17 protein-coding genes are annotated in these 20,720 nt (G+C 58.3%); 12 read left to right on the top strand and 5 right to left on the bottom strand.

Annotated features, from left to right (window positions below):
• Positions 1-69: 69 nt before the first annotated feature.
• From KGD89_RS04940 to KGD89_RS04900, 9 genes are all read left to right on the top strand, one after another.
• Positions 70-585, top strand: coding sequence for an Hcp family type VI secretion system effector (locus tag KGD89_RS04940; protein WP_025258081.1), 516 nt, complete (start codon positions 70-72; stop codon positions 583-585).
• A 78-nt stretch (positions 586-663) separates the two neighbouring features.
• A complete protein-coding gene (gene tssI, locus KGD89_RS04935) occupies positions 664-2,706 on the top strand; it encodes a type VI secretion system Vgr family protein (protein WP_025258701.1) in 2,043 nt (680 codons plus the stop codon).
• Positions 2,699-3,598 carry a DUF4123 domain-containing protein gene (locus KGD89_RS04930; protein WP_025258700.1) on the top strand — a complete coding sequence of 300 codons (900 nt, stop codon included), beginning with the start codon at positions 2,699-2,701 and terminating at the stop codon, positions 3,596-3,598. Before tssI ends, KGD89_RS04930 begins: the two co-directional genes overlap by 8 nt.
• Entirely contained in the window at positions 3,595-6,915 is a 3,321-nt protein-coding gene (locus KGD89_RS04925) for a toxin VasX (protein WP_025258699.1), read from the top strand. Before KGD89_RS04930 ends, KGD89_RS04925 begins: the two co-directional genes overlap by 4 nt.
• 32 nt (positions 6,916-6,947) lie before the next feature.
• Complete coding sequence (locus tag KGD89_RS04920; RefSeq protein WP_319025683.1) at positions 6,948-8,042, top strand: DUF6708 domain-containing protein; 1,095 nt, start codon at positions 6,948-6,950, stop codon at positions 8,040-8,042.
• Between the two features lie 281 nt (positions 8,043-8,323).
• Entirely contained in the window at positions 8,324-8,647 is a 324-nt protein-coding gene (gene tnpA / locus KGD89_RS04915; protein WP_081741908.1) for an IS66-like element accessory protein TnpA, read from the top strand.
• On the top strand, positions 8,590-8,979 hold the full coding sequence (gene tnpB / locus KGD89_RS25945) for an IS66 family insertion sequence element accessory protein TnpB (RefSeq protein WP_244165752.1): 390 nt from the start codon (positions 8,590-8,592) through the stop codon (positions 8,977-8,979). Before tnpA ends, tnpB begins: the two co-directional genes overlap by 58 nt.
• Before the next feature lie 61 nt (positions 8,980-9,040).
• A complete protein-coding gene (gene tnpC, locus KGD89_RS04905) occupies positions 9,041-10,576 on the top strand; it encodes an IS66 family transposase (protein WP_025258071.1) in 1,536 nt (511 codons plus the stop codon).
• A gap of 362 nt (positions 10,577-10,938) precedes the next feature.
• Positions 10,939-11,661 (top strand): DUF6708 domain-containing protein, encoded by a 723-nt coding sequence (locus tag KGD89_RS04900; RefSeq protein ID WP_319025682.1) that lies wholly within the window; start codon positions 10,939-10,941, stop codon positions 11,659-11,661.
• 87 nt (positions 11,662-11,748) lie between these two features.
• On the opposite strand, the gene KGD89_RS04895 is transcribed toward KGD89_RS04900, so the two are convergent.
• From KGD89_RS04895 to KGD89_RS04880, 4 genes are all read right to left on the bottom strand, one after another.
• Positions 11,749-12,606, bottom strand: a complete 858-nt coding sequence (locus KGD89_RS04895; RefSeq protein ID WP_025258696.1) for an efflux RND transporter periplasmic adaptor subunit — start codon at positions 12,604-12,606, stop codon at positions 11,749-11,751.
• A gap of 22 nt (positions 12,607-12,628) precedes the next feature.
• Positions 12,629-12,829 carry a DUF1656 domain-containing protein gene (locus KGD89_RS04890; RefSeq protein ID WP_025258695.1) on the bottom strand — a complete coding sequence of 67 codons (201 nt, stop codon included), beginning with the start codon at positions 12,827-12,829 and terminating at the stop codon, positions 12,629-12,631.
• Positions 12,819-14,981, bottom strand: coding sequence for an FUSC family protein (locus tag KGD89_RS04885; protein ID WP_025258694.1), 2,163 nt, complete (start codon positions 14,979-14,981; stop codon positions 12,819-12,821). The genes KGD89_RS04890 and KGD89_RS04885 overlap by 11 nt, the downstream gene beginning before the upstream one ends.
• A gap of 100 nt (positions 14,982-15,081) precedes the next feature.
• Positions 15,082-16,524, bottom strand: a complete 1,443-nt coding sequence (locus KGD89_RS04880; protein ID WP_038399753.1) for an efflux transporter outer membrane subunit — start codon at positions 16,522-16,524, stop codon at positions 15,082-15,084.
• Positions 16,525-16,699: 175 nt separating this feature from the next.
• Here KGD89_RS04880 and KGD89_RS04875 point away from each other — a divergent pair, with 175 nt between their 5' ends.
• Positions 16,700-17,647, top strand: a complete 948-nt coding sequence (locus tag KGD89_RS04875) for a LysR family transcriptional regulator (protein WP_025258693.1) — start codon at positions 16,700-16,702, stop codon at positions 17,645-17,647.
• Positions 17,648-17,715: 68 nt separating this feature from the next.
• Complete coding sequence (locus KGD89_RS04870; protein ID WP_025258692.1) at positions 17,716-18,690, top strand: 2-hydroxyacid dehydrogenase; 975 nt, start codon at positions 17,716-17,718, stop codon at positions 18,688-18,690.
• 43 nt (positions 18,691-18,733) lie between these two features.
• Here KGD89_RS04870 and KGD89_RS04865 read toward each other — a convergent pair whose 3' ends face one another.
• Positions 18,734-19,654, bottom strand: a complete 921-nt coding sequence (locus KGD89_RS04865) for a DMT family transporter (RefSeq protein ID WP_025258691.1) — start codon at positions 19,652-19,654, stop codon at positions 18,734-18,736.
• Positions 19,655-19,788: 134 nt separating this feature from the next.
• Here KGD89_RS04865 and KGD89_RS04860 point away from each other — a divergent pair, with 134 nt between their 5' ends.
• The gene (locus KGD89_RS04860) at positions 19,789-20,664 is read left to right on the top strand and encodes a helix-turn-helix domain-containing protein (RefSeq protein WP_025258690.1); all 876 of its coding nucleotides are present in this window, start codon (positions 19,789-19,791) and stop codon (positions 20,662-20,664) included.
• Positions 20,665-20,720 lie beyond the last annotated feature (56 nt).

Below are 20,720 nucleotides of genomic sequence, written 5' to 3'. Positions count from 1 at the left end.
ATGAGTATTTGCCACCCACCAGGCAAATTCGCCTCCCGGGACCCTCAAGTTTCAGCAAGGAGAGCATCCATGGCTACACCCGCGTACATGTCCATCACCGGCGAAAAACAAGGCCTGATCACTGCCGGCGCTTTCACCGCCGACTCCGTGGGCAACACCTTCCAGGAAGGCCACGAAGACGAAGTGATGGTGCAAGCCTTCCATCACGACGTGATCATCCCGCGTGACCCACAGTCCGGCCAGCCAACCGGCCAGCGCGTTCACAAGCCGGTGAAAATCACCAAGGTCTTCGACAAGTCCTCGCCTCTGCTGCAAGCGGCCCTGACTTCCGGCGAGCGCCTGAGCAAAGTCGAAATCAAATGGTTCCGCACCTCGGCTCAAGGCACTCAGGAGCACTACTACACCACCGTTCTGGAAGACGCGATCCTCGTCAGCTCCAAGGACTACATGCACAACTGCCAGGACCCTGCGAACGCGCATTTCACGCACCTGGAAGACATCGAAATGACCTACCGCAAAATCACCTGGACCCACGAAGTGTCCGGTACTTCGGGCTCCGATGACTGGCGTTCGCCTGTGGCCTGAGACGGCTGAGGTTTCAAGCATCGGCCAGCTTCTGCTGGTCGATGTTGTTTACGCCCTTTCAGAATCGAGGAACAAGGGATGTTCGCGCCGGCCAATCAGACCCACTTCAGCCTGACCATCGAAGGCTCCAACAGCGACCTGCAAGTCCTGGCCCTCAACGGACGGGAAGCCATCAGCCAACCGTTCGTGTTCGACGTGGAACTGGTCAGCGAGCAGCCGTCCCTGGACCTTGAAACCCTGTTGCACAAGCCCGCCTTCCTGCAGCTTTCGCCGGACGGCAGCGGCATTCACGGCCAGATCCATCGTGCCGCCCAGGGTGACTCCGGCAAGCGACTGACCCGTTACTCGGTGACCCTGCGCCCGCAACTGTCCTACCTGGCCCACCGCATCAACCAGCGCATCTTCCAGAACCTCAGCGTGCCGAAAATCATCGGCCAGGTCCTCGAAGAGCATGGCATCCAGAGCAACGCCTACGAATTCAAGGTCGGGTCGGTTTATCCCGAGCGCGTCTACTGCGTTCAGTACGATGAATCGGACCTGCACTTCATCCAGCGCCTGTGCGAGGAAGAAGGGATTCACTACCACTTCCAGCACAGCCGCACGGCCCACAAGCTGGTGTTCGGCGATGACCAGACGGTGTTCCCGAAACTCGCCCCCGTGGCCTATCAGCAAGACTCCGGCCTGGTCGCCAACGACCCGGTCATCAAGCGCTTCGACCTGCGCCTGGAAACCCGCACCAGCCGCACCACCCGTCGCGATTACGACTTCGAGAAACCCCGCCTGACGCTGGAAAGCGAAAACCGGGGCGACGCTCTGCCCGACCTCGAGGATTACGACTACCCGGGTCGTTTCGTGGACCGCGAGCGCGGCAAGCACCTGGCCAAGCGCGCCCTTGAGCGTCATCGCAGCGACTACCAGCTGGCCGAAGGCAAAAGTGATCAACCGTTGCTGGTCAGCGGCCATTTCCTGGCCCTGACCCAACACCCCAAGGCCAAGTGGAACGACCTGTGGCTGCTGACCGAAATCGTCCACGAGGGCAAACAGCCTCAAGTGCTGGAAGAGTCGGTGACCAGCGACACGACAGCGCTCAAGGACGATTTCCATCAGGGCTATCGCAACCGCTTCAAGGCCACGCCCTGGGACGTGCCGAACCGCCCGCCGCTGCTGCACCCCAAACCCCGCATCCTCGGCAGCCAGAGCGCCGTGGTCACCGGACCCAAGGGCGAAGAGATCCACTGCGACCAATACGGCCGCGTCAAGGTCCAGTTCCACTGGGACCGTGAAGGCCAGGCCGACGACAAGACCAGTTGCTGGCTGCGCGTGTCCTCCGCCTGGGCTGGCGCCCAGTACGGCGGCATCGCCATCCCGCGCATCGGCATGGAGGTGCTGGTCACTTTCCTGGAAGGCGACCCCGACCAGCCGCTGATCAGCGGCTGCCTGTACCACAAGGAAAACGTCGTCCCCTACGAGCTGCCGGCGAACAAGACCCGCAGCACCTTCAAGACCCTGAGTTCACCGGGCGGCGGTGGTTACAACGAACTGCGCATCGAGGACAAGAAAGGTCAGGAGCAGATCTACCTCCACGCCCAGCGCGACTGGGACGAGAACATCGAGCACGACCAGAAGATCCGCGTCGGCAACGAACGCCACGACACCGTGGAGCAGAACAGCTACAGCGAGTTCAAGGCCGAGGAGCATCACACAACCTATGCCGACCGCAAGGTTGAAGCGCGGGCCGACGATCATCTGACCGTCGCGACCAACCAGCACGTCAAGATCGGAACGGGACAGTTCATTGAGGCCGGGCAGGAAATTCACCTGAGCAGCGGCATGAAACTCGTGATCGAAGCCGGCAGCGAAATAACCCTCAAAACCGGCGGCACCTTCATCAAGATCGACGCCAGCGGCGTAACCCTGAGCGGGCCAATGGTCAACGTCAATGACGGTGGCAGCCCAGGGAGCGGGACGGGGGCAGCGCCGTTGTTGCCGGGGCCGTTGAAGCAGGCGGATGCGGACAAGGCCGGGAAACTGCTGATCCCGGCACAGCGTCAGGCATTGATGCAGAAGAAGCCGATTTGTGCGGTATGCGAAGCTGCCAAGCAGGAGGCGCAGGATGCTTAAGTCCGAGTGGGCGCTGGAAAATGGCCTTCCCAAAGGCCTGCCGTGGAACGGCACGGTAGGTTTACTGCTCGATGGCGTGAGTGTCGAGCATCTGCCACGGCACCTCTATCAGTGGTCGGACAATCCGGAGTTCGAGCCGCTTTACCTGGGTACGCGGTGGGCAGAACTGGGTGATATTTCTCCCTGCCTTGTCCGGGTAAAAGCACAGAACAACCCGATCCTGATGCAATTCCTGAGCGCGGCCCCCAAAGAGTGGGGCTACCTTGTTTTCAGCGACCAGCCATGGGATCGCATGGTCGCGCATTTTCGCTGGCTCACCAGTGTGGTGCATCCGCAAGGTGAAGAAGTTTTATTGCGTATCGCCGATCCCGCCGTGACCCATGCCCTGCTCGCTCATGCAAACAGCATCAAGGACGCGACCCTGTTCGGTCCTTGTACACAGATCGTCACTGCCGATGCAGCGTTGGGGTGCTGGCATGTGGATCAACGACCGGGCAAGGCACTGGAGCCTGACCACAAGCAGCTCTACCGGTTGAGCGACGAACAACTCAGCCAGCTAAACGAAGTGAATTTCCGCAGTCTTGTCCTTCGGCTCGATGAACACATGCACGAATACTTCCCGTCCTATCAGGCGCAAGCCACACCCCTGCAACGTTGGGAACATCTGCATACCCTTGCGTCGACCTCTTATGACCGAGGCTTCAACACCGAACTCGACATTACCCTTTACGCCAATATTCACGGGTTTCTGGGGGAGCGAGCGCTGGAAGATCATCCAGACCTCGATGCAATTCTCAAGACCCCATCGGAACAAACGCCCGCCCAGCGACTCGAACGGGTCGCTGATATTGCACAGGAACGGGCTGAAGCCTTCAACAGGAGCCAAGGATGACCACGCCCACGTCGGCCGGCAAAAGCCCGAACGCCGTTGCAAAGAGCCGAGACGATGGCAAATCCGCCATGGGCGGCTGCCCCCTGATGAAAGCCAAGATTCAGCTCATCCCTCTGCGCTATGGCCTGGTCGAGCGACTCGACCCGTCGAGCGAACTGGTAATGCCGTATAAGACCACTTCACGTCCATTGGGCATTCGCCTGATCCGCGACGGCTGGCTCTACGTCATCGTCGACAAGAAGCCTCAAGCCATCCTTCATGAATACCGGATTCAAGATGGCATCGTGACCCAATTGTTGTGGAACAAAAGCGAAGTCAGCGCCGATAAACGCACAAACAACGTAGGCGAAGCCGCGCTGGTCTTTCCGCGCTCGGACACTCTCTATGTCAACTACTCCGAAGTGCAATGGACTGCCGCCAAATGCGCGCAGGTCATCAAGCACAAATCCGAGCGTGAGCACTTCATGCAGAAGGTCAGTCTTGCCAAGGCCGACCCGGAGAAAGGTGCGGCCAACCTGCTGACACCCAAGCAGGCAGAAAAGTGGATCGCTGAGATTGCCGAACAGCCAAGCAAGGCACCCGCGATTGCAGGTGCCAAACCCGAGGAAAGCAAGGACTACCTCTGGGAGCAAGCGACCCAATTCAAGAAAACTCAACTCGGTGCCTTGAAAAAGCAGGTCAAGGGCGAGTATGAGCAGGACCATCTGTATCTGGTCATACAGGATGATATCGGCGTGCTGCGCGATCTCGCCGAACATCAGGATCTGGTCGCGGGCTGGGTCAGTGACTGGAGTAATTCGGAGGAGACGCAGAAGAAATATGTCATGGGTTGCTACATCGAAACCCTGTACACCGTGACCGGCGACAGCATTCTCAAAGCGTCGCAGGGCGATCCACGCTTTGCCACGCTCAAGGATGAAACGAACGCCGAACAACGGCAACGCATCGCGGATTACGTCAACCTTAAAAACCAACAGAAGTTTGCCAATTTATGGTCAACGCCGGTAAGCGTTGCCAGAGCAAAGATGCAGATGCGAGAAAGCCTGGGGGCGCTCTATCCCAAGTACCAGGACCTGATCGAAACCATTGATGGCAATACCGACGAGGCACTTGAAGGCGCAAAGATGGGTCAACAGGGCATCAATGACCTGGTTAACCGAACGCCCATGGAAGCATTCATCAAGGAGCAACAAGCCCATCTGGTGCGTTGGAACAAACGGCTGGAGTTGATCACCGAGGATCGCATCAAGCTGGTGACCGAGGAGCGCTTCCATCGCTCAGCCTGGTATTTCGATCCAAAGCCTCAAGGACAACGGCATGCCCTTCTGGCAACTGAATATGCAGCGCTCAAGGATATTTGCCGGACCGACGACGCGACAGAAAAACTCGCCAAACTGATTGAGAAACAACCAGGGCTTTCGATCTCCTCCTTTATAACCTTGAGCCAGGCCGACCAGAAAGACCTGCATGCAAAGCTTATGTCATTCATTAAGTCACTGCGTGACACCCTCATGGTCAAGAAAGACTATGCCGGCACACAGGATCTTAGCGGCAAGTTTGGCAATCTGCTGGCCCAGCATCTGCCAGACTCCCTTCAGCTTACCGACACCGACATGATGCTCGGCCAGCTACGTGACACCGCTTACGATCCAGCGAAACAGCTACGCCTGGCAGGCGCACTCAATGATGCGATGCAGGGTTTGCGCAGTGGTCAGCCATTCGATCCATCAAAGGTGCTGCGCAATATTCCAGGGGCCTCCTGGATAAATATTTTGCAGGCCTTCAATAAAAACGGAATAACGCTTCAGTTCTCCTCGGCCAGCCAGATCAAGAAATTCAATGAGGATGTCGCAAAACTGACCGAGCTCCGTCAGAAAATGCGATCACTCAAAAATCAGATCAAACAGACCTTGGCCAAAGAACATAAAGGCCAGCTTCCCAAAGGCAGCTACAAACCACTGGCGGCTCAACGCAAGGCCCTGCAACAGGCTGTTCTGCCTCTTGAAGGAAGCGTTGCTCAGGCCATGAGTCCCGTCGGGGATGGAGCAGGCAAAGCGGGCTTCAAGATCGCCGGGCTTAACAATGCTCAGCAGCTTGAGTTCGATAGAATGGCGGACGACCATCGGCTCAAGCGTCCATTCAAGGGAGTCAGCAAGGCTGTTTTCACACCTGTCGGGGGCGATTTATTTGCTTCGGCGGCGGCGGTTTTGCAGATTGTTAACTTTACGACGGTGGCTAGCGAGTATTTCAATAAAAAGGATGTGGACGCTTCCGACAAACTGGCGCTTATAAATGCTTTTGCTTCAATGATGGGAGGCATTTTTGCCGCTGCCCAAGGTATTGTAATCACGAGCCTCACCGTTGCCATTGGAAACTACTCAAGTAAGGCTGCGCAAATCAAAATGTCGGCAAAGTTAGGAAAACTTACTGGCGGTTTGGGCTTTGCTGCTTATGGTTTTGGGCTTTTCGCAGCCGGCTTCAGCATCGCCGGTGAAAAAGGGTCCTACGCACGTTGGTCAGAAGCATTGCGATCAGGTAATGGCGCTACATTGGCAGGCGCAAGCATGGCCCTAGCCGGCGACTCCGGACAAGTGGTTGTCAATGGCTGGGCGGCTGCCAGAACCGCCCAATATTCCTATGGAGCAATGACAAGTGTTACCCAGGCACGTGCGCTTGCTTGGGTGACTGCAGGTGGAAAACTGCTGAGCGTCGCCGCCCGTGCCAACTTGATTGGCCTGGTGCTCACAGGCCTACAGCTCGGTGGAGAATGGCTGTATAACCGCAACAATAAAACCAAGCTTGATCAGTGGTTGCTGGAAAGCACTTGGGGTAAACAGAGCAAAAATCGAACCTTAACTGAAGAGCGTCTCTCGCTGGCCGACATTACCTCCTCGCCAACGGTCTCGCTAGAACATATCGATAACAAGCCCATGCTAATCGTGCGCTTGCCCGGTATAACAGCCAGAGAACTCAACGACGCCAGCTTTGGCATCAGCGCCTACTTTTTGCAAAACAGTCAACGTAATGACTGGGAACCCTGGAGCGAGCCCTTGCTGTATCGACTCGACCTGCTAAGCCCTCCCGATGCTCCGCTCAAGTTAGGTCTGGAAATATTCCAGAACCAGGCCAATGCACAGCATGGTCTGGCTATTGTCTTGAAGTATCACCCGGTTCCCGGCGATACGGCTTTACGGGAGAAACGCTTTGAAACCACCTCGCTGGGTGGGAAAGATAACAAGCTGCTTTCAGAGGTTACTGTATTGAAGACTCGCACCACTGATGCTCCTTGGCTACTGGTTAACAGCGATATTCTATAGCCATCCCACTTGCCTATTTTCTGGTTGAATCTATGCCTTCCAAACCCGATCAAAACGACGAACTGGATCTCAAACACAACCGCCCCAAGGCGGGTGAAATACGTCGTTTTGCTACCGGCGAAAGTGTGTTTATGTCACCACTTCCCGTGCCTACCGGACAACCACCAATGGATCTCGGAGGAAGCTTTCTTGAGGTCAATGACGTCTATCTGGACGTGGGGAGCAGCAATCAAGGCAAGTCTTATCAAGCTCGACTGTGCGTAATGCTGCCTATGTTGGCAATCATCGCGTTCGTTATAATTCTTCCCATAATAATGGGCTTTGGGACATTCTTTAACTCGTTTGGAAGAACGTTCTGGTATTACTTCAGTGATTTCTTTGTGTTCGGACTATGGAGTTCACTTTGGGCAGGAAGTGCGGCCGCACTCATTGGTATATACGCCGTTGTCAGCACCACACGCGCTAAAGCCCGCACTCGCCCGATACGCTTCAACCGTCAACGCCGGGAAGTCTGTTTCTTCCCGGACGGTTCCAATGAACCGGTCATTCAGCCCTGGGAAGACACCGTCGCCTGGGTATCGGTCAGCACTGGTTATACCGGGGTGGGCGTGATGAGCAGTTACACCTTTGGCATGGCTATCGACGATCCGAAAAATGACAAGGTGCATTTTCTCAGGCAAGTAGTCATGACACCGACTCATGGGCTGGCCAAGTGGGAAGCCATTCGCGTCTACATGGAAAAAGGCCCGGATTTCTGCCCCGGCAAGGCCACCCACGAAGGCGCTCATACCTTCGACAAAGAACGCGAAGACATGCGCGAGGAATACCAGCACAAGGAACGCTCGATACTGGGCGTCGGCTGGTGGTACTTGAGCCATGTCGTCACATGGTGGCGTTTCCCGTACTGGGTCGCAGCATGGGACCAACGCTACAGCATGAAATCCATGCCCGACTCGATTGCCGAGTGGTCAAAACCTCTGCCTCCTGAACAACAGGCCACACCAAGCCCGGCCCTCAAACAGCAAAGTGCCGACCTCGAAAAAGCCTTTGCCCGGGGACAGGACTTCATGACGTATTTCAAGGCCAACCTGAGCGAAGCAAAGGCAGAAGAATCACAGAATGCCTGAGCAATAATGCCAAAACTGTAGGAGCGAATTTATTCGCGAAAGGCTGTATGACACAGATGATGGGCTGGATGCACCGGCCCCTTCGCGAATAAATTCGCTCCTACAATGCCTGCATATTTTGGTTGATTCCTATGTCTTCATCCCAAACACAGCATGACGAAATAGACCTGAAGCACAACCGTAATCGTCCGGCGAACTCACCTACCCGATCCCAGCCATAAGGGCGATGGTGTCCACCTAAAAAATACGTGGACACCATCACCCTTCTTGTCAGGATTTCCATGCGCCAAAGAACCTCTTACCCCAAGCCCTTTAAAGCCCAAGTCGTCCAGGAATGCCTACAACCGGGCGTATCAATGGCCAGCGTTGCCCTGCGTCACGGCATCAACGCTAACCTGGTTCGAAAATGGATTCCTGCGTATCGCAATTGCCAGCCACCGACGCCGCCCGCTTTTGTTCCAGTGAAACTCGCGCCCACAGCCCAGCCAGATCAGCCAATACCTATCAGCCTCGAGATTCCTTTCGGCCAGCAAATACTCACCGTGAAATGGCCATCTTCAGACCCAGATGGTTGCGCCCGCTTTATCCGTGGGCTTGCCCAGTGATCCGCATCGACGCCATCTGGCTCGCCACTGAGCCTATGGACATGCGCGCCGGTACGGAAACAGCATTAGCCAGAGTGATTGCGGTATTTGGTGCGGCGAAGCCGCACTGCGCTTATCTCTTTGCCAATCGACGGGCCAACCGAATGAAAGTCCTGGTGCACGACGGTGTCGGCATCTGGCTTGCTGCGCGGCGATTGAACCAAGGCAAGTTTCACTGGCCTGGCATCCATCGTGGCCTGGAAGTACAACTCGACAGCGAGCAACTCCAGGCGCTGGTGCTGGGCTTGCCTTGGCAGCGAGTCGGCGCGGGAGGCACCATCACAGTGCTATAACACCTTCTATTAGCCCATCGGTTTATCGCCGCTGATCGCCTGCTCTGGCACAATCAGCGGCATGACTTCCTCGCCCAGCCTCGACCAGATGACACCAGAACAGCTACGCGCCTTGGCCGAGCAGGCCTTGCAGTTGCTGTCCCAGGTCGACTCGATGGGCCAGAAGATCCAACGCCTCGAAACGGTCAATGAGCAGCTTGCCCATGAGATCGCGATCCTCAAACGCCACAAGTTCGCCAAGCGCAGTGAGCAACTGAGCCCTGACCAAGGCAGCCTCCTCGACGACCTGCTCGACACCGACCTTGCAGCAATCGAAGCCGAGCTGAAGGCGGCCAATCCGCCAACTGCACCGGCCGAGCCTCGTGAGAAACCCAGACGTGCGCAGCTGCCTGCGCAGTTTCCACGCACAGTGATCCGCCACGAGCCGGAAAACACTCAGTGCGCTTGCGGTTGCCAACTTCAGCGCATCGGCGAGGACATCAGCGAAAAGCTGGATTACACACCGGGCGTGTTCACGGTAGAGCAGCATGTGCGTGGAAAGTGGGCCTGCCGCCAGTGCGAAACGCTGATCCAGGCACCGGTGCCGGCCCAGGTAATCGACAAGGGCATACCTACTGCAGGCCTGCTCGCTCACGTGATGGTGGCGAAGTTCGCCGACCACTTACCGCTATACCGTCAGGAGAAAATCTTCGGCCGCGCCGGTTTGGCAATTGCGCGCTCAACGCTAGCCCAATGGGTCGGGCAAACTGGCGTGCAGCTTCAGCCTTTGGTTGATGCGCTGCGAGAAGCAGTACTGGCGCAGCGAGTTGTCCATGCCGACGAGACGCCGGTGCAGATGCTCGCACCCGGCGAAAAGAAAACTCACCGCGCTTATGTATGGGCTTACTGCACCACGCCATTTTCGGCGCTTAAAGCGGTGGTCTACGACTTCAGCCCAAGTCGCGCGGGTGAACATGCCCGCAACTTCCTCGGCTCCTGGAACGGCAAACTGGTGTGCGACGACTTCGCAGGCTACAAGGCCAGCTTCGAGCTGGGCATCACCGAAATCGGCTGTATGGCTCACGCCCGCCGCAAGTTCTTCGATCTGCACGTGGCGAATAAAAGTCAGTTGGCCGAACAGGCACTGCACTCGATTGGCGGTTTGTACGAGGTTGAGCGGCAAGCCAAGGAAATGGGCGATGAAGATCGCAAGCGATTACGTCAGGAAAAAGCGACGCCCATCGCTGAGAAGTTGCACGAATGGATGCTGGCTCAGCGCGAGCTTGTGCCCGAAGGATCGGCTACGGCCAAAGCTTTGGACTACAGCTTGAAACGCTGGGTAGCGCTGACGCGCTACCTGGACGATGGGGCTGTGCCCATCGACAACAATCCTGTCGAGAACACGATAAGACCATGGGCCTTGGGGCGATCTAACTGGTTGTTCGCAGGATCGCTGCGCAGTGGTAAGCGGGCTGCGGCGATCATGAGCTTGATCCAGTCGGCGCGCATGAACGGGCATGATCCGTATGCGTATCTCAAGGATGTGCTGAGCCGGTTGCCGACGCACAAGGCCAGTGAGATTGACCAACTTTTGCCGCATCAGTGGATGCCGGGCTGACTTGCGCAAGGCGTGTTCCCCGTACGCTTACGCACAACCGCCCCAAGGCGGGTGAAATACGTCGTTTTGCTACCGGCGAAAGTGTGTTTATGTCACCACTTCCCGTGCCTACCGGACAACCCCCAATGGATCTTGGGGGAAGCTTTCTTGAGGTCAACGATGTCTATCTGGACGTGGGAAGTAGCAATCAAGGCAAGTCTTATCAGGCTCGATTGTGTGTAATGATGCCCATGCTTGTGATCATCATGAGTGTCCTCATACTTCCCACCTCAGTGGGATTGTTAACACTTAACAACCCCTTTGGCAGAACGTTTTGGTATTACTTCAGTGACTTCTTTGCCCTCGGACTATGGATTTCACTCTTGGGAGGAGGTGCGGTAGCACTCATTGGTATATACGCCGTTGTCAGCACCACACGCGCTAAAGCCCGCACCCGCCCGATACGCTTCAACCGTCAACGCCGGGAAGTCTGTTACTTCCCGGACGGCTCCGATAAACCAGTCATTCAACCCTGGGAAGACACCGTCGCCTGGGTGTCGGTTAGCACCGGTTTTACCGGGGTGGGCGTGATGAGCAGTTACACCTTTGGCATGGCTATCGACGATCCGAAAAATGACAAGGTGCATTTTCTCAGGCAAGTAGTCATGACACCGACTCATGGGCTGGCCAAGTGGGAAGCCATTCGCGTCTACATGGAAAAAGGCCCGGATTTCTGCCCCGGCAAGGCTACCCACGAAGGCTCTCATACCTTCGACAAGGAACGCGAAGACATGCGCGAGGAATACCAGCACAAGGAACGCTCCATACTGGGCGTCGGCTGGTGGTACTTGAGCCACTTCATCACCCTGTGGCGTTTACCCTACTGGATCGCCGCATGGGACCAGCGCTACAGCATGAAAGCCCTGCCCGACTCGATTGCCGAGTGGTCAAAACCTCTGCCTCCTGAACAGCGTGCTACACCAAGCCCGGCCCTCAAACAGCAAAGTGCCGACCTCGAAAAAGCCTTTGCTCAAGGGCAGGACTTCATGACGTATTTCAAGGCCAACCTGAGCGAGTCAAAGGCAGAAGAATCACAGAATGCCTGAGCAATAACGCCAGGGCTGTGGATAAATATTCACGGCCCTGTCGCGGGCAAGCCCCCTCCCACTTTGGACGCGACTCTTCGCAAATTCCTAAAACCCAGGCGCAACAACCACCGTACACGTCATCCCCGCCGCCAGCAGCAGGCCATCAGGCACCTGGTCCAGATGGATTCGCACCGGCACGCGCTGGGCCAGGCGGACCCAGTTGAAGGTCGGGTTGACGTCGGCGATGAGTTCGCGGCTTTGAGGGTTGTCGCGGTCGTAGATGCCGCGGGCGATGCTTTCGACATGGCCCTTGAGCACTTCGCCGCTCATCAATTGCATTTCGGCCGGGTCATTCATATGCACATGGGGCAATTTGGTTTCTTCAAAGAAGCCGTAGACCCAGAACGAGTGCATGTCGACCACGGCCATTTTCGCTTCGCCCGCACGGGCGTAGTCGCCGCGATGGACGTTTAGGTTGGTGACGTATCCGTCCACGGACGCCAGCACGCGGGTGCGGGACAGGTTAAGTTCGGCTGCTTCCAGACGCGCCTGGGCCAACTGGTAATCGGCCAGGGCCGAGGTGGCGATGTTGCTGGCGTCGTCGCGGCTTTCGGTGGATACCACCAGGTTGTCCATGTCGGCGCGGCGTTTGGCGTTGAGTTTGCGCATCTCCCAGGTGGCCTTGCGCGAGGCCAGTAAGGCTTGTGCCTCCTTGACGGCAATCCGGTAGTGCTCGGGGTCGATCTGCATCAGCAGGTCGCCCTTTTTCACCTGCTGGTTATCACGTACCGGTACATCGATTACGGTGCCGGACACTTCGGCAGCAACGTTGATGATATCGGCGCGCACCCGGCCATCGCGGGTCCAGGGTGTTTCCATGTAGTGAACCCACAAGGTGCGGCCGATGAAGATGGCCAGTGCCAGGACCAGCAAGGTGGCGATCAGACTGAAGAGCTTTTTCATCCAGAGGTTCTCGAACCGGGTGTCAGCGATAAAAAGGCAGCGCCAGGGCGCCGAAAATGCAGGTGAACAGACTCAGGCGCAGCAGCGCCGGGTGCCAGAAATGTCGGTACAGGTCGAACCCGGCCAGCAACCGGTCCAGCGCCCAGGCCAGCACCAACGCAATCAGGAACATCAGGGTGATGGTCGGCATGTACAGGCCGTGAAAGGCGATTTCACGAGGCATGGGCGACTCCTTGTGGACGGCCATGCACGGCCAGTGGCGACTGCGGGTCCAGCAGCGAGGTGCGGATGAAATGCAGGTAGCTTTTGACCCGACGCAGCACCGAGGTGTCGAAGTGCGAGGCAAAAGGCTCATCGGTCAGTTGCACTTGGCTGATGGCGTGATCGACAGCCATCAGACAGCGCTGCAGATTGCTGGCATCGGGCTGGATGAACAGGCGTATCAACGCTCGCCCCATGACCCGGATCGCAATACGCCAGGACTGATACTCGGCGTAGCTGGGATGGATCGGCAGAACGGCCTGCTCCCGGCGCAGCTCGATAATCGCGTGACCGATTTCCAGCACCGTGAACATCCAGTGCAGCAGTTCACGCTGCACTTCGGGCCTGCCGATCGCCAGGCCATAGGCCTGATGCATCAGGTCCCGGGTCTGACTTTCAAAGCTGGAACCCAGGCGCGGCAGAGGCGCGCTGATGGCGAATACCACTTGGCGACGCAAGGCATCTTCCAGGCGCTCCCACATCCAGCGGCTGTTGGGCGGCAGGATGATTGCGCCAGCGGCGGCACAGAACAGCATGCCGATGACCATGGCGATGTAGTCGTTGATAAAGGTGTAGGGGTTGTAGAGCGTGAGGTTGTCCGGCACCGAGCCGATACTGAAAAAGATCAGCAGGCCCAGCCCGTAGCCGGCCCATTGAGGGCGTGAAGCCAGAAAGGTGCCGACCACCAATACCGGAGCCAGAACCATGCACAGCAATGGAAAGCCATCGATGTGCGGGAAGATGAAGAAGGTTTCGACAAACCCCAGTATCGCGCCCAGCAAGGTGCCGCATGCCATCTGGAACGACATGCGCCGCGGGTTGTTGGTGGTGGATGACAAGGCAACGGTCGCAGCAGACGCCAGGGTCATGATCGCGCCGCTGGGCCAGGCCGTGAGCACCCAGTAAGCACTCAGCAACGCCACGACAGTGCTCGCCCGCACACCGGCTGCCAGCGCGGTCATCCAGCTGGTACGCGGCACAAACGACTCTTCCCACTGCTCGCGCACATGGTTGTGATCGGCCAGGGAGGCATGGGTCTGGGCGTAGTCATGCAGATCGTTGACCAGGCGATACAGCAGCTCGAAAGCCGTATGAAAATCCAGCAGCCCGGCTTCATCCGGCCCGCTCTGTTCAAGCTCGGCACGCAGGCTGCGCACCAGGTCGGGCAGTTCGGCCTTGAAGGTTTCCAGTTGCTGCACCAGCACCGCAGCATCGCCAATGGTCAGGGACCGGTCGGCAAAGGTATCGAGCAATCGGGCCAGCATATCGAGGCCGGGATCGACACGGGGCATGACGCCATTCAGCGGATCGGCTCGCAGGCGTTCAAGCAATTGATGCAGGGCATTGAAGCGGGTAGTGATTGCCATGAACTCGCTGTTCAGGCGATTGAGTCGCCCGTTGCGACGCCGCATGTGCGGGTCCTCGAATACCGTCACGCTGCGCAGCCCTTCCAGGCCGATGGCTTCAGCGACAAACCGCACGTTGCCGGTTTCAAAGGCCGTCCGCTCGCTGACGCCGCGCAGGCCGTCCGCGACAAAGCGAGCGAACACACCGAAGCGCTGGTACAGCGCGTTGCGCATCGCAGCGCCGGAACTCTGCGGCAGAATCGCCGCCGTCACAGCGGTGGAGCAGACAATGCCCAAGGCGATTTCCAGCACCCGCCAGACTGCTGCCATGAACGAACCTTCCGGGTGAGCCAGCGCAGGCAGGCCGACCATTGCCGCCGTGTAGCCCGCCAGCACAAAACCGTATGCCCGAAAGTTGCGATAACGGGCCGCGCCTGCCGAACAGATCCCGACCCACAGCGCCAGGCACCCCAGAAACGGCACCGAGTTCTGTGCGAACAAGGCCATCAGCAGCACCATCATGGCCGAACCCGCCAACGTGCCGAGCAGACGGTAGAAGCTCTTGGCAAACACATGCCCGCTCTGTGGCTGCATGACGATGAACACAGTGATCATGGCCGTGCGCGGTTGAGGCAACTCCAGGCGCAACGCCAGCCAGTAAGTGAGGAACGCGGCAATCAACACCTTGAAGATATAGATCCAGGTGACCCCGTCGCTACGCGCCCAACTATTGAGCTCTCGCACCAGAAGCCGTAGGAGCGAATTCATTCGCGAAGGCCCCGGTAAGCCTGCTGAAGATGTAGCGTCTGGAATACTGTCTTCGCAGATAAGCGGAGCGCCGCCCGATCCGCTCCCACGAGGTGAGGTTTTATTCATCAGGAAGCCCGCCGCCCAGCGCCACCACCAGCCCGGCGTACACACTCAGGCGAGCGGCTTCGATCTGCTGCTGAATCTGTTGCTGACGAAACAACAGCGTCTGGGCATTGAGCACGTTCAGGTAGTCGGTCAGGCCGCGCTGATAGGCGATCAAGGCAATGTCATAGGTCTTCTGGGCTGCCGCGACGGACTCGGCGGCGAACACCTGCTGCTTGTCCATGGAGGCACGGCGGATCAACTGATCGGAAATGCTTTTGAGGGCCATCACCAGTGTCTGGTTGTAATGGGCCACGGCCAGGTCATAACCCGCCACGGCCTGGCCCAGCTCCGCTCGCAGGCGTCCACCGTCGAAGATCGGCAGGCTGATTGCCGGGCCGGCTTTATAGCTGAGCTTGCTGCCGGTCAGAAACTCCAGCATCCCGCCGCCCGTGGCCATATAGCCAAGGCTGCCGACAAGATCGACGTTGGGATAGAAACCCGCATGCGCCACATCGACTCCACGCGCCTGCGCCTCGACACGCCAGCGGCTGGCAACCACATCCGGGCGCTGGCCCAGCAGTTGCGCAGGCAATGCCGAAGGCAGTTTGAGTGCGGTGTGCAGCGACAGGCTCGGGCGTAGCAGCCCAGCGCCCTCACCCGGCCCCTTGCCCGCCAGAACGGCCAGTTGATTACGCTCCAGCGCAATGGCTTCTTCCAGCTCGTCGATTTGCCGATGGGTTTCCGGCAGAGGTGTTTCGGCCTGGCTGACCTCGAAATGCGTACCGATGCCGCCTTTCAAACGACGCTGGGCCAGATCGAGAATCTGCTTCTGCTGGGCCAGCGTGGCTTCGACGATATCCAGCCGGGCGTAGTGCAGAGCCAGCTGGATATAGGCGCGGACGATATTTTCCTGCAATTCAAGTTGGGCCTGACGTTGCTCGGCCGCACTCATGTGCGCCAAGTCAAGCGCTTGTTCGCTGGCGTTGCTTTCGCGGCCCCAAAGATCGAGGGCGTAACTCAAACCCAGCGATGCATTGTTGTCCCAGGTGCGAGTATTGGCCAGTTCGCCAGGCCCATAGAATTGATCGGTCGGCCAGTCATGACGAGCCAGATTGGCACTGCTGTCGACATGCAGACCTTCGGCGGATTCGGCAATCCCGGCCAGCGCCTTTGCCTGACGCACGCGCGCGGCAGCCATCGCCAGGCTCGGACTGCCCTGAGTTGCCAGCGCTATCCAGCGGTTCAACTGGGGGTCGCCATAGGCACGCCACCACTGAGCGTCAGGCCAGTTGGCGTCCATGGCAGCGCTCTGGATAGCCTGATCGGTGGCCAGGCTGTCGAGGGGCAATGCCCTGCCTTGTGAGGTGATTCCGTCGGTTCCGATACAGCCGCTGATAGTTAACGATACAACCCAGACACTGAGGAGCCTGAAGCCCCAAATGATGCGACGCGGCACAGCTGCGAGTTCCCGACTGGAAATGAAGCGCTATTGAGTGGCGCGATTCTAGGGGGCGGCCGGGACGGCGATAAGCTGGCTAAAGTGTGATTCTTTATTACAGAAACGGGGATAATCCCTTGCCATGTGCTAGTAACTTCATGTCACAATTTGCCATGTCTTCCGAGAACTGCCCATGGATACTCTGCAAAACATGCGCGCCTTCTGTTGTGTGGCGCAAGCGGGCAGCTTTACGGCGGCCGCAGCACAACTGGACACCACGACTGCCAACGTGTCGCGTGCCGTCTCGAACCTCGAGGCGCATCTGCAGACACGCCTGCTCAACCGCACGACCCGCCGTATCGCCCTGACCGAAGCCGGCAAACGCTACCTGCTGCGCTGCGAACAGATTCTGGCGTCCGTGGAAGAAGCGGAAGCCGAAGCCAGCGATGCCCATGCCCGGCCTACCGGCCAGCTCAAAATGCATTCGATGCCCGGTGTCGGCCAGCATTACGTGATTGATGCCATCGCCCGCTATCGCCAGAGCCATCCGGATGTGTCCTTCGACCTGACCCTGACCAGCCGCGTGCCGGACCTGCTCGAAGACGGTTACGACGTGTCCATCGTGCTGGCCAGCGAGCTGCCGGATTCGGGTTTCGTGTCGCAGCGCCTGGGCATCACTTACAGCATCGTTTGCGCCTCGCCGGCCTACATCAAGAACTTCGGCATGGCCTACACCCCAGCCGACTTGCTGAACCATGCCTGCCTGCGTCTGGTCAGCCCGGTGTTCCCGCTGGAGAAATGGGCATTCGACGGCCCCCAGGGCCAGGAAACGGTCACCATCAACAGCTCGCCGCTACTGGTCAATTCCGCAGACGCCATGCAGACCGCGATTTCCAGCGGCATGGGCATCGGCATCCTGCCGATCTACTCGGCCATCGACGGGCTGCGCAACGGCACCTTGATGCGGGTCCTGCCCGACTACCGCTCCCAGGAGCTGAATCTCTACGCCATCTACCCGTCACGTCAGTATCTGGATGCGAAGATCAAGACCTGGGTCGAATACCTGCGCGGTTCACTGCCTGAAATTCTCGCCGCCGACGAAGCCGATCTGCACATTCATTCGATGAAATCACTGGCCTGACGGGTGCCCAAGGACGGGCAAGAATGTTAGCGTGCTACTCATTCAACCGCTCAAGAGTGACTCCCACAATGAAAAAAACCGTACTCGCCTTTAGCCGTGTCTCCCCTGAAATGGCCGAACGCCTGTCGCAAGACTTCAATGTGATCGTGCCCGACCCGAAACTGGGCGATCTCAATGCCCAGTTCAACGAAGCATTGCCAGCGTCCCACGGCATGATCGGCGCAGGCCGCAAGCTGGGGCGCGAGCAGCTTGAAGGGGCGACGAAGCTGGAAGTGGTATCGAGTATTTCGGTGGGCTACGACAACTACGATGTCGGCTACCTGAGCGAGCGCGGCATCCTGCTCACCAATACCCCGGACGTGCTGACCGAAAGCACGGCGGACCTGGGCTTTTCGCTGATCATGAGCAGCGCCCGCCGCGTCGCGGAGCTGGATGCCTGGACCAAGGCAGGCAACTGGAAGCGCAGCATCGAAGCCCCTCACTTCGGCACCGATGTGCATGGCAAGACGCTGGGTATCGTCGGCATGGGCAATATCGGCGCAGCCATTGCCCGTCGTGGTCGCCTGGGTTTCAACATGCCGATCCTGTACAGCGGCAACAGCCGCAAGAGCCAGGTCGAGCAGGAATTGGGCGCGCAATTTCGCACGCTGGATCAATTGCTGGCCGAGTCGGATTTCGTCTGCCTGGTGGTGCCGTTGAGCGAGAAGACCCGTCACCTGATCGGCCGTCGCGAACTGTCGCTGATGAAGCCAGGTGCAATCCTCATCAACATCGCACGCGGTCCTATCGTTGATGAGCCGGCGCTGATCGAAGCCTTGCAGAACGGCACGATTCGCGGTGCCGGTCTGGATGTGTACGAGAAAGAACCGCTGAGCGAATCGCTGCTGTTCAGCCTGAGCAATGCCGTGACCCTGCCGCACATCGGCTCGGCGACCCACGAAACCCGTCAGGCCATGGCAGATCGTGCTTACAACAACCTGCGCAGCGCGCTGCTGGGTGAGCGTCCGCAGGATCTGGTCAATCCGCAGGTCTGGAAGGGTTAATACCCTTTTCGCGACTGAATTCGCTCCTACCGTAGGAGCGAATTCAGTCGCGAAGCGGGGCGTTCGGGTATACCAATGAATCTTTTTGCGAAATCTCTTTCGGCTTCCTGAACACCAGCACATTCCCCAGCATCACCAATGCCAGCCCGAACAATGCGGGCAAGGTCCATTGGTAGCCTTCGACCCACGCCGAAATATTCAACGCCACCACCGGAAACAGCACGGTGCAATACGCCGCACGCTCTGGCCCCATGCGCCCGACCAGCGTCAGGTAGGCCGTGAAACCGATGACCGAGCCGGGTATGACCAGATACAGCAGCGAGCCGATGTAGCGCGCGTTCCATTCAAAGGCAAGCGGCGCACCGATGAACAGGCAATACACGCCCAGTATTGTCGCCCCGTAGAGCATCCCCCAGGCATTGGTGGTCAAGGGTCGCAACCCGGCTTTCTGTTGCAGGCTCGACAGCATGTTGCCCGCCGAAAAGCACAGGGTTCCCAGCAGCGCCAGACCAAGACCGATGAAGGTTTCGCGACTGGCATCGTGGTTCGACAGCTCAGGCCAGAACAGGCACGCAAGCCCCGTCAAACCCATTGCACCGCCAGCCAGTACGTTACGCGCCACTTTCTGCTTGAAGAATATCCGAGCATTGAGCGCATTCCATAAGGTCGCGGTCGAGAACACCACGGCGATCAGGCCGCTGGGGATCCATTGGCTGGCCGTGTAGAAACACATGAAGTTGATGCAAAACAGGCACAAGCCTTGCACCAGACAGATCAACTGTCCGCGACGGTTGACCGGTTGCAGCTTCCCGCTGAGCAGGAGCAGCACGAACAGGATCAAGGCCGCCAGTGCGAAGCGATAGAGAATCGACACCGGGATCGCGACATCGCCCAGTTGCAGTTTCAGGGCAATCCAGGTCGTTCCCCAGATCAGGACAGTCAGCAGATACAGCGAGATGTTCATGACGCAGCTCCTCAATGAGCCTTGAGTCTGCTGCCACGCCCTGAGCCTCGCTTGCACAATCTTGCGCATTTGATCGTCAAGGTGATGGCAGCTTTATCGCACACGCGTAGGATGCAAGGCTTGGAGGAGTCGCCATGCCACCCATTGAATCCATACATGTCTTTCAGGCCTTGAACAGCTCGCCCCATGCCCGGCTGGAGCAGAGTGCCGTGCTGGGCGATGGATTGACGGCTGCACTGTGGCAAAACCGGCACGACTCACAGGAATATCACGCACCCACCCACCACACGCTGTCGTGTTACATCGCTGACGGCACAGGCACCTTCCGTCGTGACAAACCCGATCAGAAAGGTTCACCCGGCAAACTCTGCACACTGCCAGCCGGACATGAGTCGGCCTGGGTCATCAATGGCGAGATTCGCCTGGCGCATTTGTATGTCAGCCCGGAGCAGTTCGCGCTGGGTTGCATCACCCTCCTTGATCGCGAGCCTCGGGAGATGCAGCTACAAGAGAAAACTTTTGTCGAGGATGCCGAGCAGGCCGGGCGCTTTCAAAAACTGATCAGGATGAACTGGGCCGAGCCTGCCGAGCGTTTGCTCACCAGCAGCCTGGCCCATGAAATGCTCAGCCATGCACTGCTCGGTCAGGTGGGGCTGCGTGAGGGTTTGCGTCTCAAAGGCGGGCTGGCCCCGCATCTGCGTCGTCAACTGGTGGACTTCATCGAGATGCATCTGGCCGACCCGCTGAGCCTCGGGCAACTGGCCGGGCTCTGTGCGCTGTCCGAATACCATTTCGCCCGCATGTTCCGGGAGAGCTTTGGCCTGCCGCCGCATCAATACCTGCTGGCCCGCCGCTTGTCCCATGCCCGTCACCTCCTGCGCCATACCGCACAGCCACTGAGCGACATTGCCCTGGCCTGCGGCTTTGCCAGTGCCAGCCATTTCAGCAACCGGTTTCGCCAGGCCATCGGGGCAACACCCGGAGAATATCGACAAGCCCTCACCGCGTAGGAGCGAATTCATTCGCGAAAAACCATTTTCGCGAATGAATTCGCTCCTAGGGAAGG

It is taken from the genome of Pseudomonas cichorii (assembly GCF_018343775.1).
Taxonomy (GTDB): Bacteria; Pseudomonadota; Gammaproteobacteria; order Pseudomonadales; family Pseudomonadaceae; genus Aquipseudomonas; species Aquipseudomonas cichorii.
The sequence above is the reverse complement of the archived record's forward strand: the minus strand, read 5'-3'. Positions and strand labels throughout refer to the sequence as shown.

Coding starts and splice junctions, on each gene's coding strand:
- KGD89_RS04860 (WP_025258690.1), top strand. CDS start 19,789: ATGCCACCCATTGAATCCATACATGTCTTTCAGGCCTTGAACAGCTCG.
- KGD89_RS04865 (WP_025258691.1), bottom strand. CDS start 19,654: ATGAACATCTCGCTGTATCTGCTGACTGTCCTGATCTGGGGAACGACC.
- tssI (WP_025258701.1), top strand. CDS start 664: ATGTTCGCGCCGGCCAATCAGACCCACTTCAGCCTGACCATCGAAGGC.
- KGD89_RS04925 (WP_025258699.1), top strand. CDS start 3,595: ATGACCACGCCCACGTCGGCCGGCAAAAGCCCGAACGCCGTTGCAAAG.
- KGD89_RS04930 (WP_025258700.1), top strand. CDS start 2,699: ATGCTTAAGTCCGAGTGGGCGCTGGAAAATGGCCTTCCCAAAGGCCTG.
- tnpA (WP_081741908.1), top strand. CDS start 8,324: ATGCGCCAAAGAACCTCTTACCCCAAGCCCTTTAAAGCCCAAGTCGTC.
- KGD89_RS04890 (WP_025258695.1), bottom strand. CDS start 12,829: ATGCCTCGTGAAATCGCCTTTCACGGCCTGTACATGCCGACCATCACC.
- KGD89_RS04895 (WP_025258696.1), bottom strand. CDS start 12,606: ATGAAAAAGCTCTTCAGTCTGATCGCCACCTTGCTGGTCCTGGCACTG.
- tnpB (WP_244165752.1), top strand. CDS start 8,590: ATGGCCATCTTCAGACCCAGATGGTTGCGCCCGCTTTATCCGTGGGCT.
- tnpC (WP_025258071.1), top strand. CDS start 9,041: ATGACTTCCTCGCCCAGCCTCGACCAGATGACACCAGAACAGCTACGC.
- KGD89_RS04940 (WP_025258081.1), top strand. CDS start 70: ATGGCTACACCCGCGTACATGTCCATCACCGGCGAAAAACAAGGCCTG.
- KGD89_RS04885 (WP_025258694.1), bottom strand. CDS start 14,981: ATGAATTCGCTCCTACGGCTTCTGGTGCGAGAGCTCAATAGTTGGGCG.
- KGD89_RS04870 (WP_025258692.1), top strand. CDS start 17,716: ATGAAAAAAACCGTACTCGCCTTTAGCCGTGTCTCCCCTGAAATGGCC.
- KGD89_RS04920 (WP_319025683.1), top strand. CDS start 6,948: ATGCCTTCCAAACCCGATCAAAACGACGAACTGGATCTCAAACACAAC.
- KGD89_RS04875 (WP_025258693.1), top strand. CDS start 16,700: ATGGATACTCTGCAAAACATGCGCGCCTTCTGTTGTGTGGCGCAAGCG.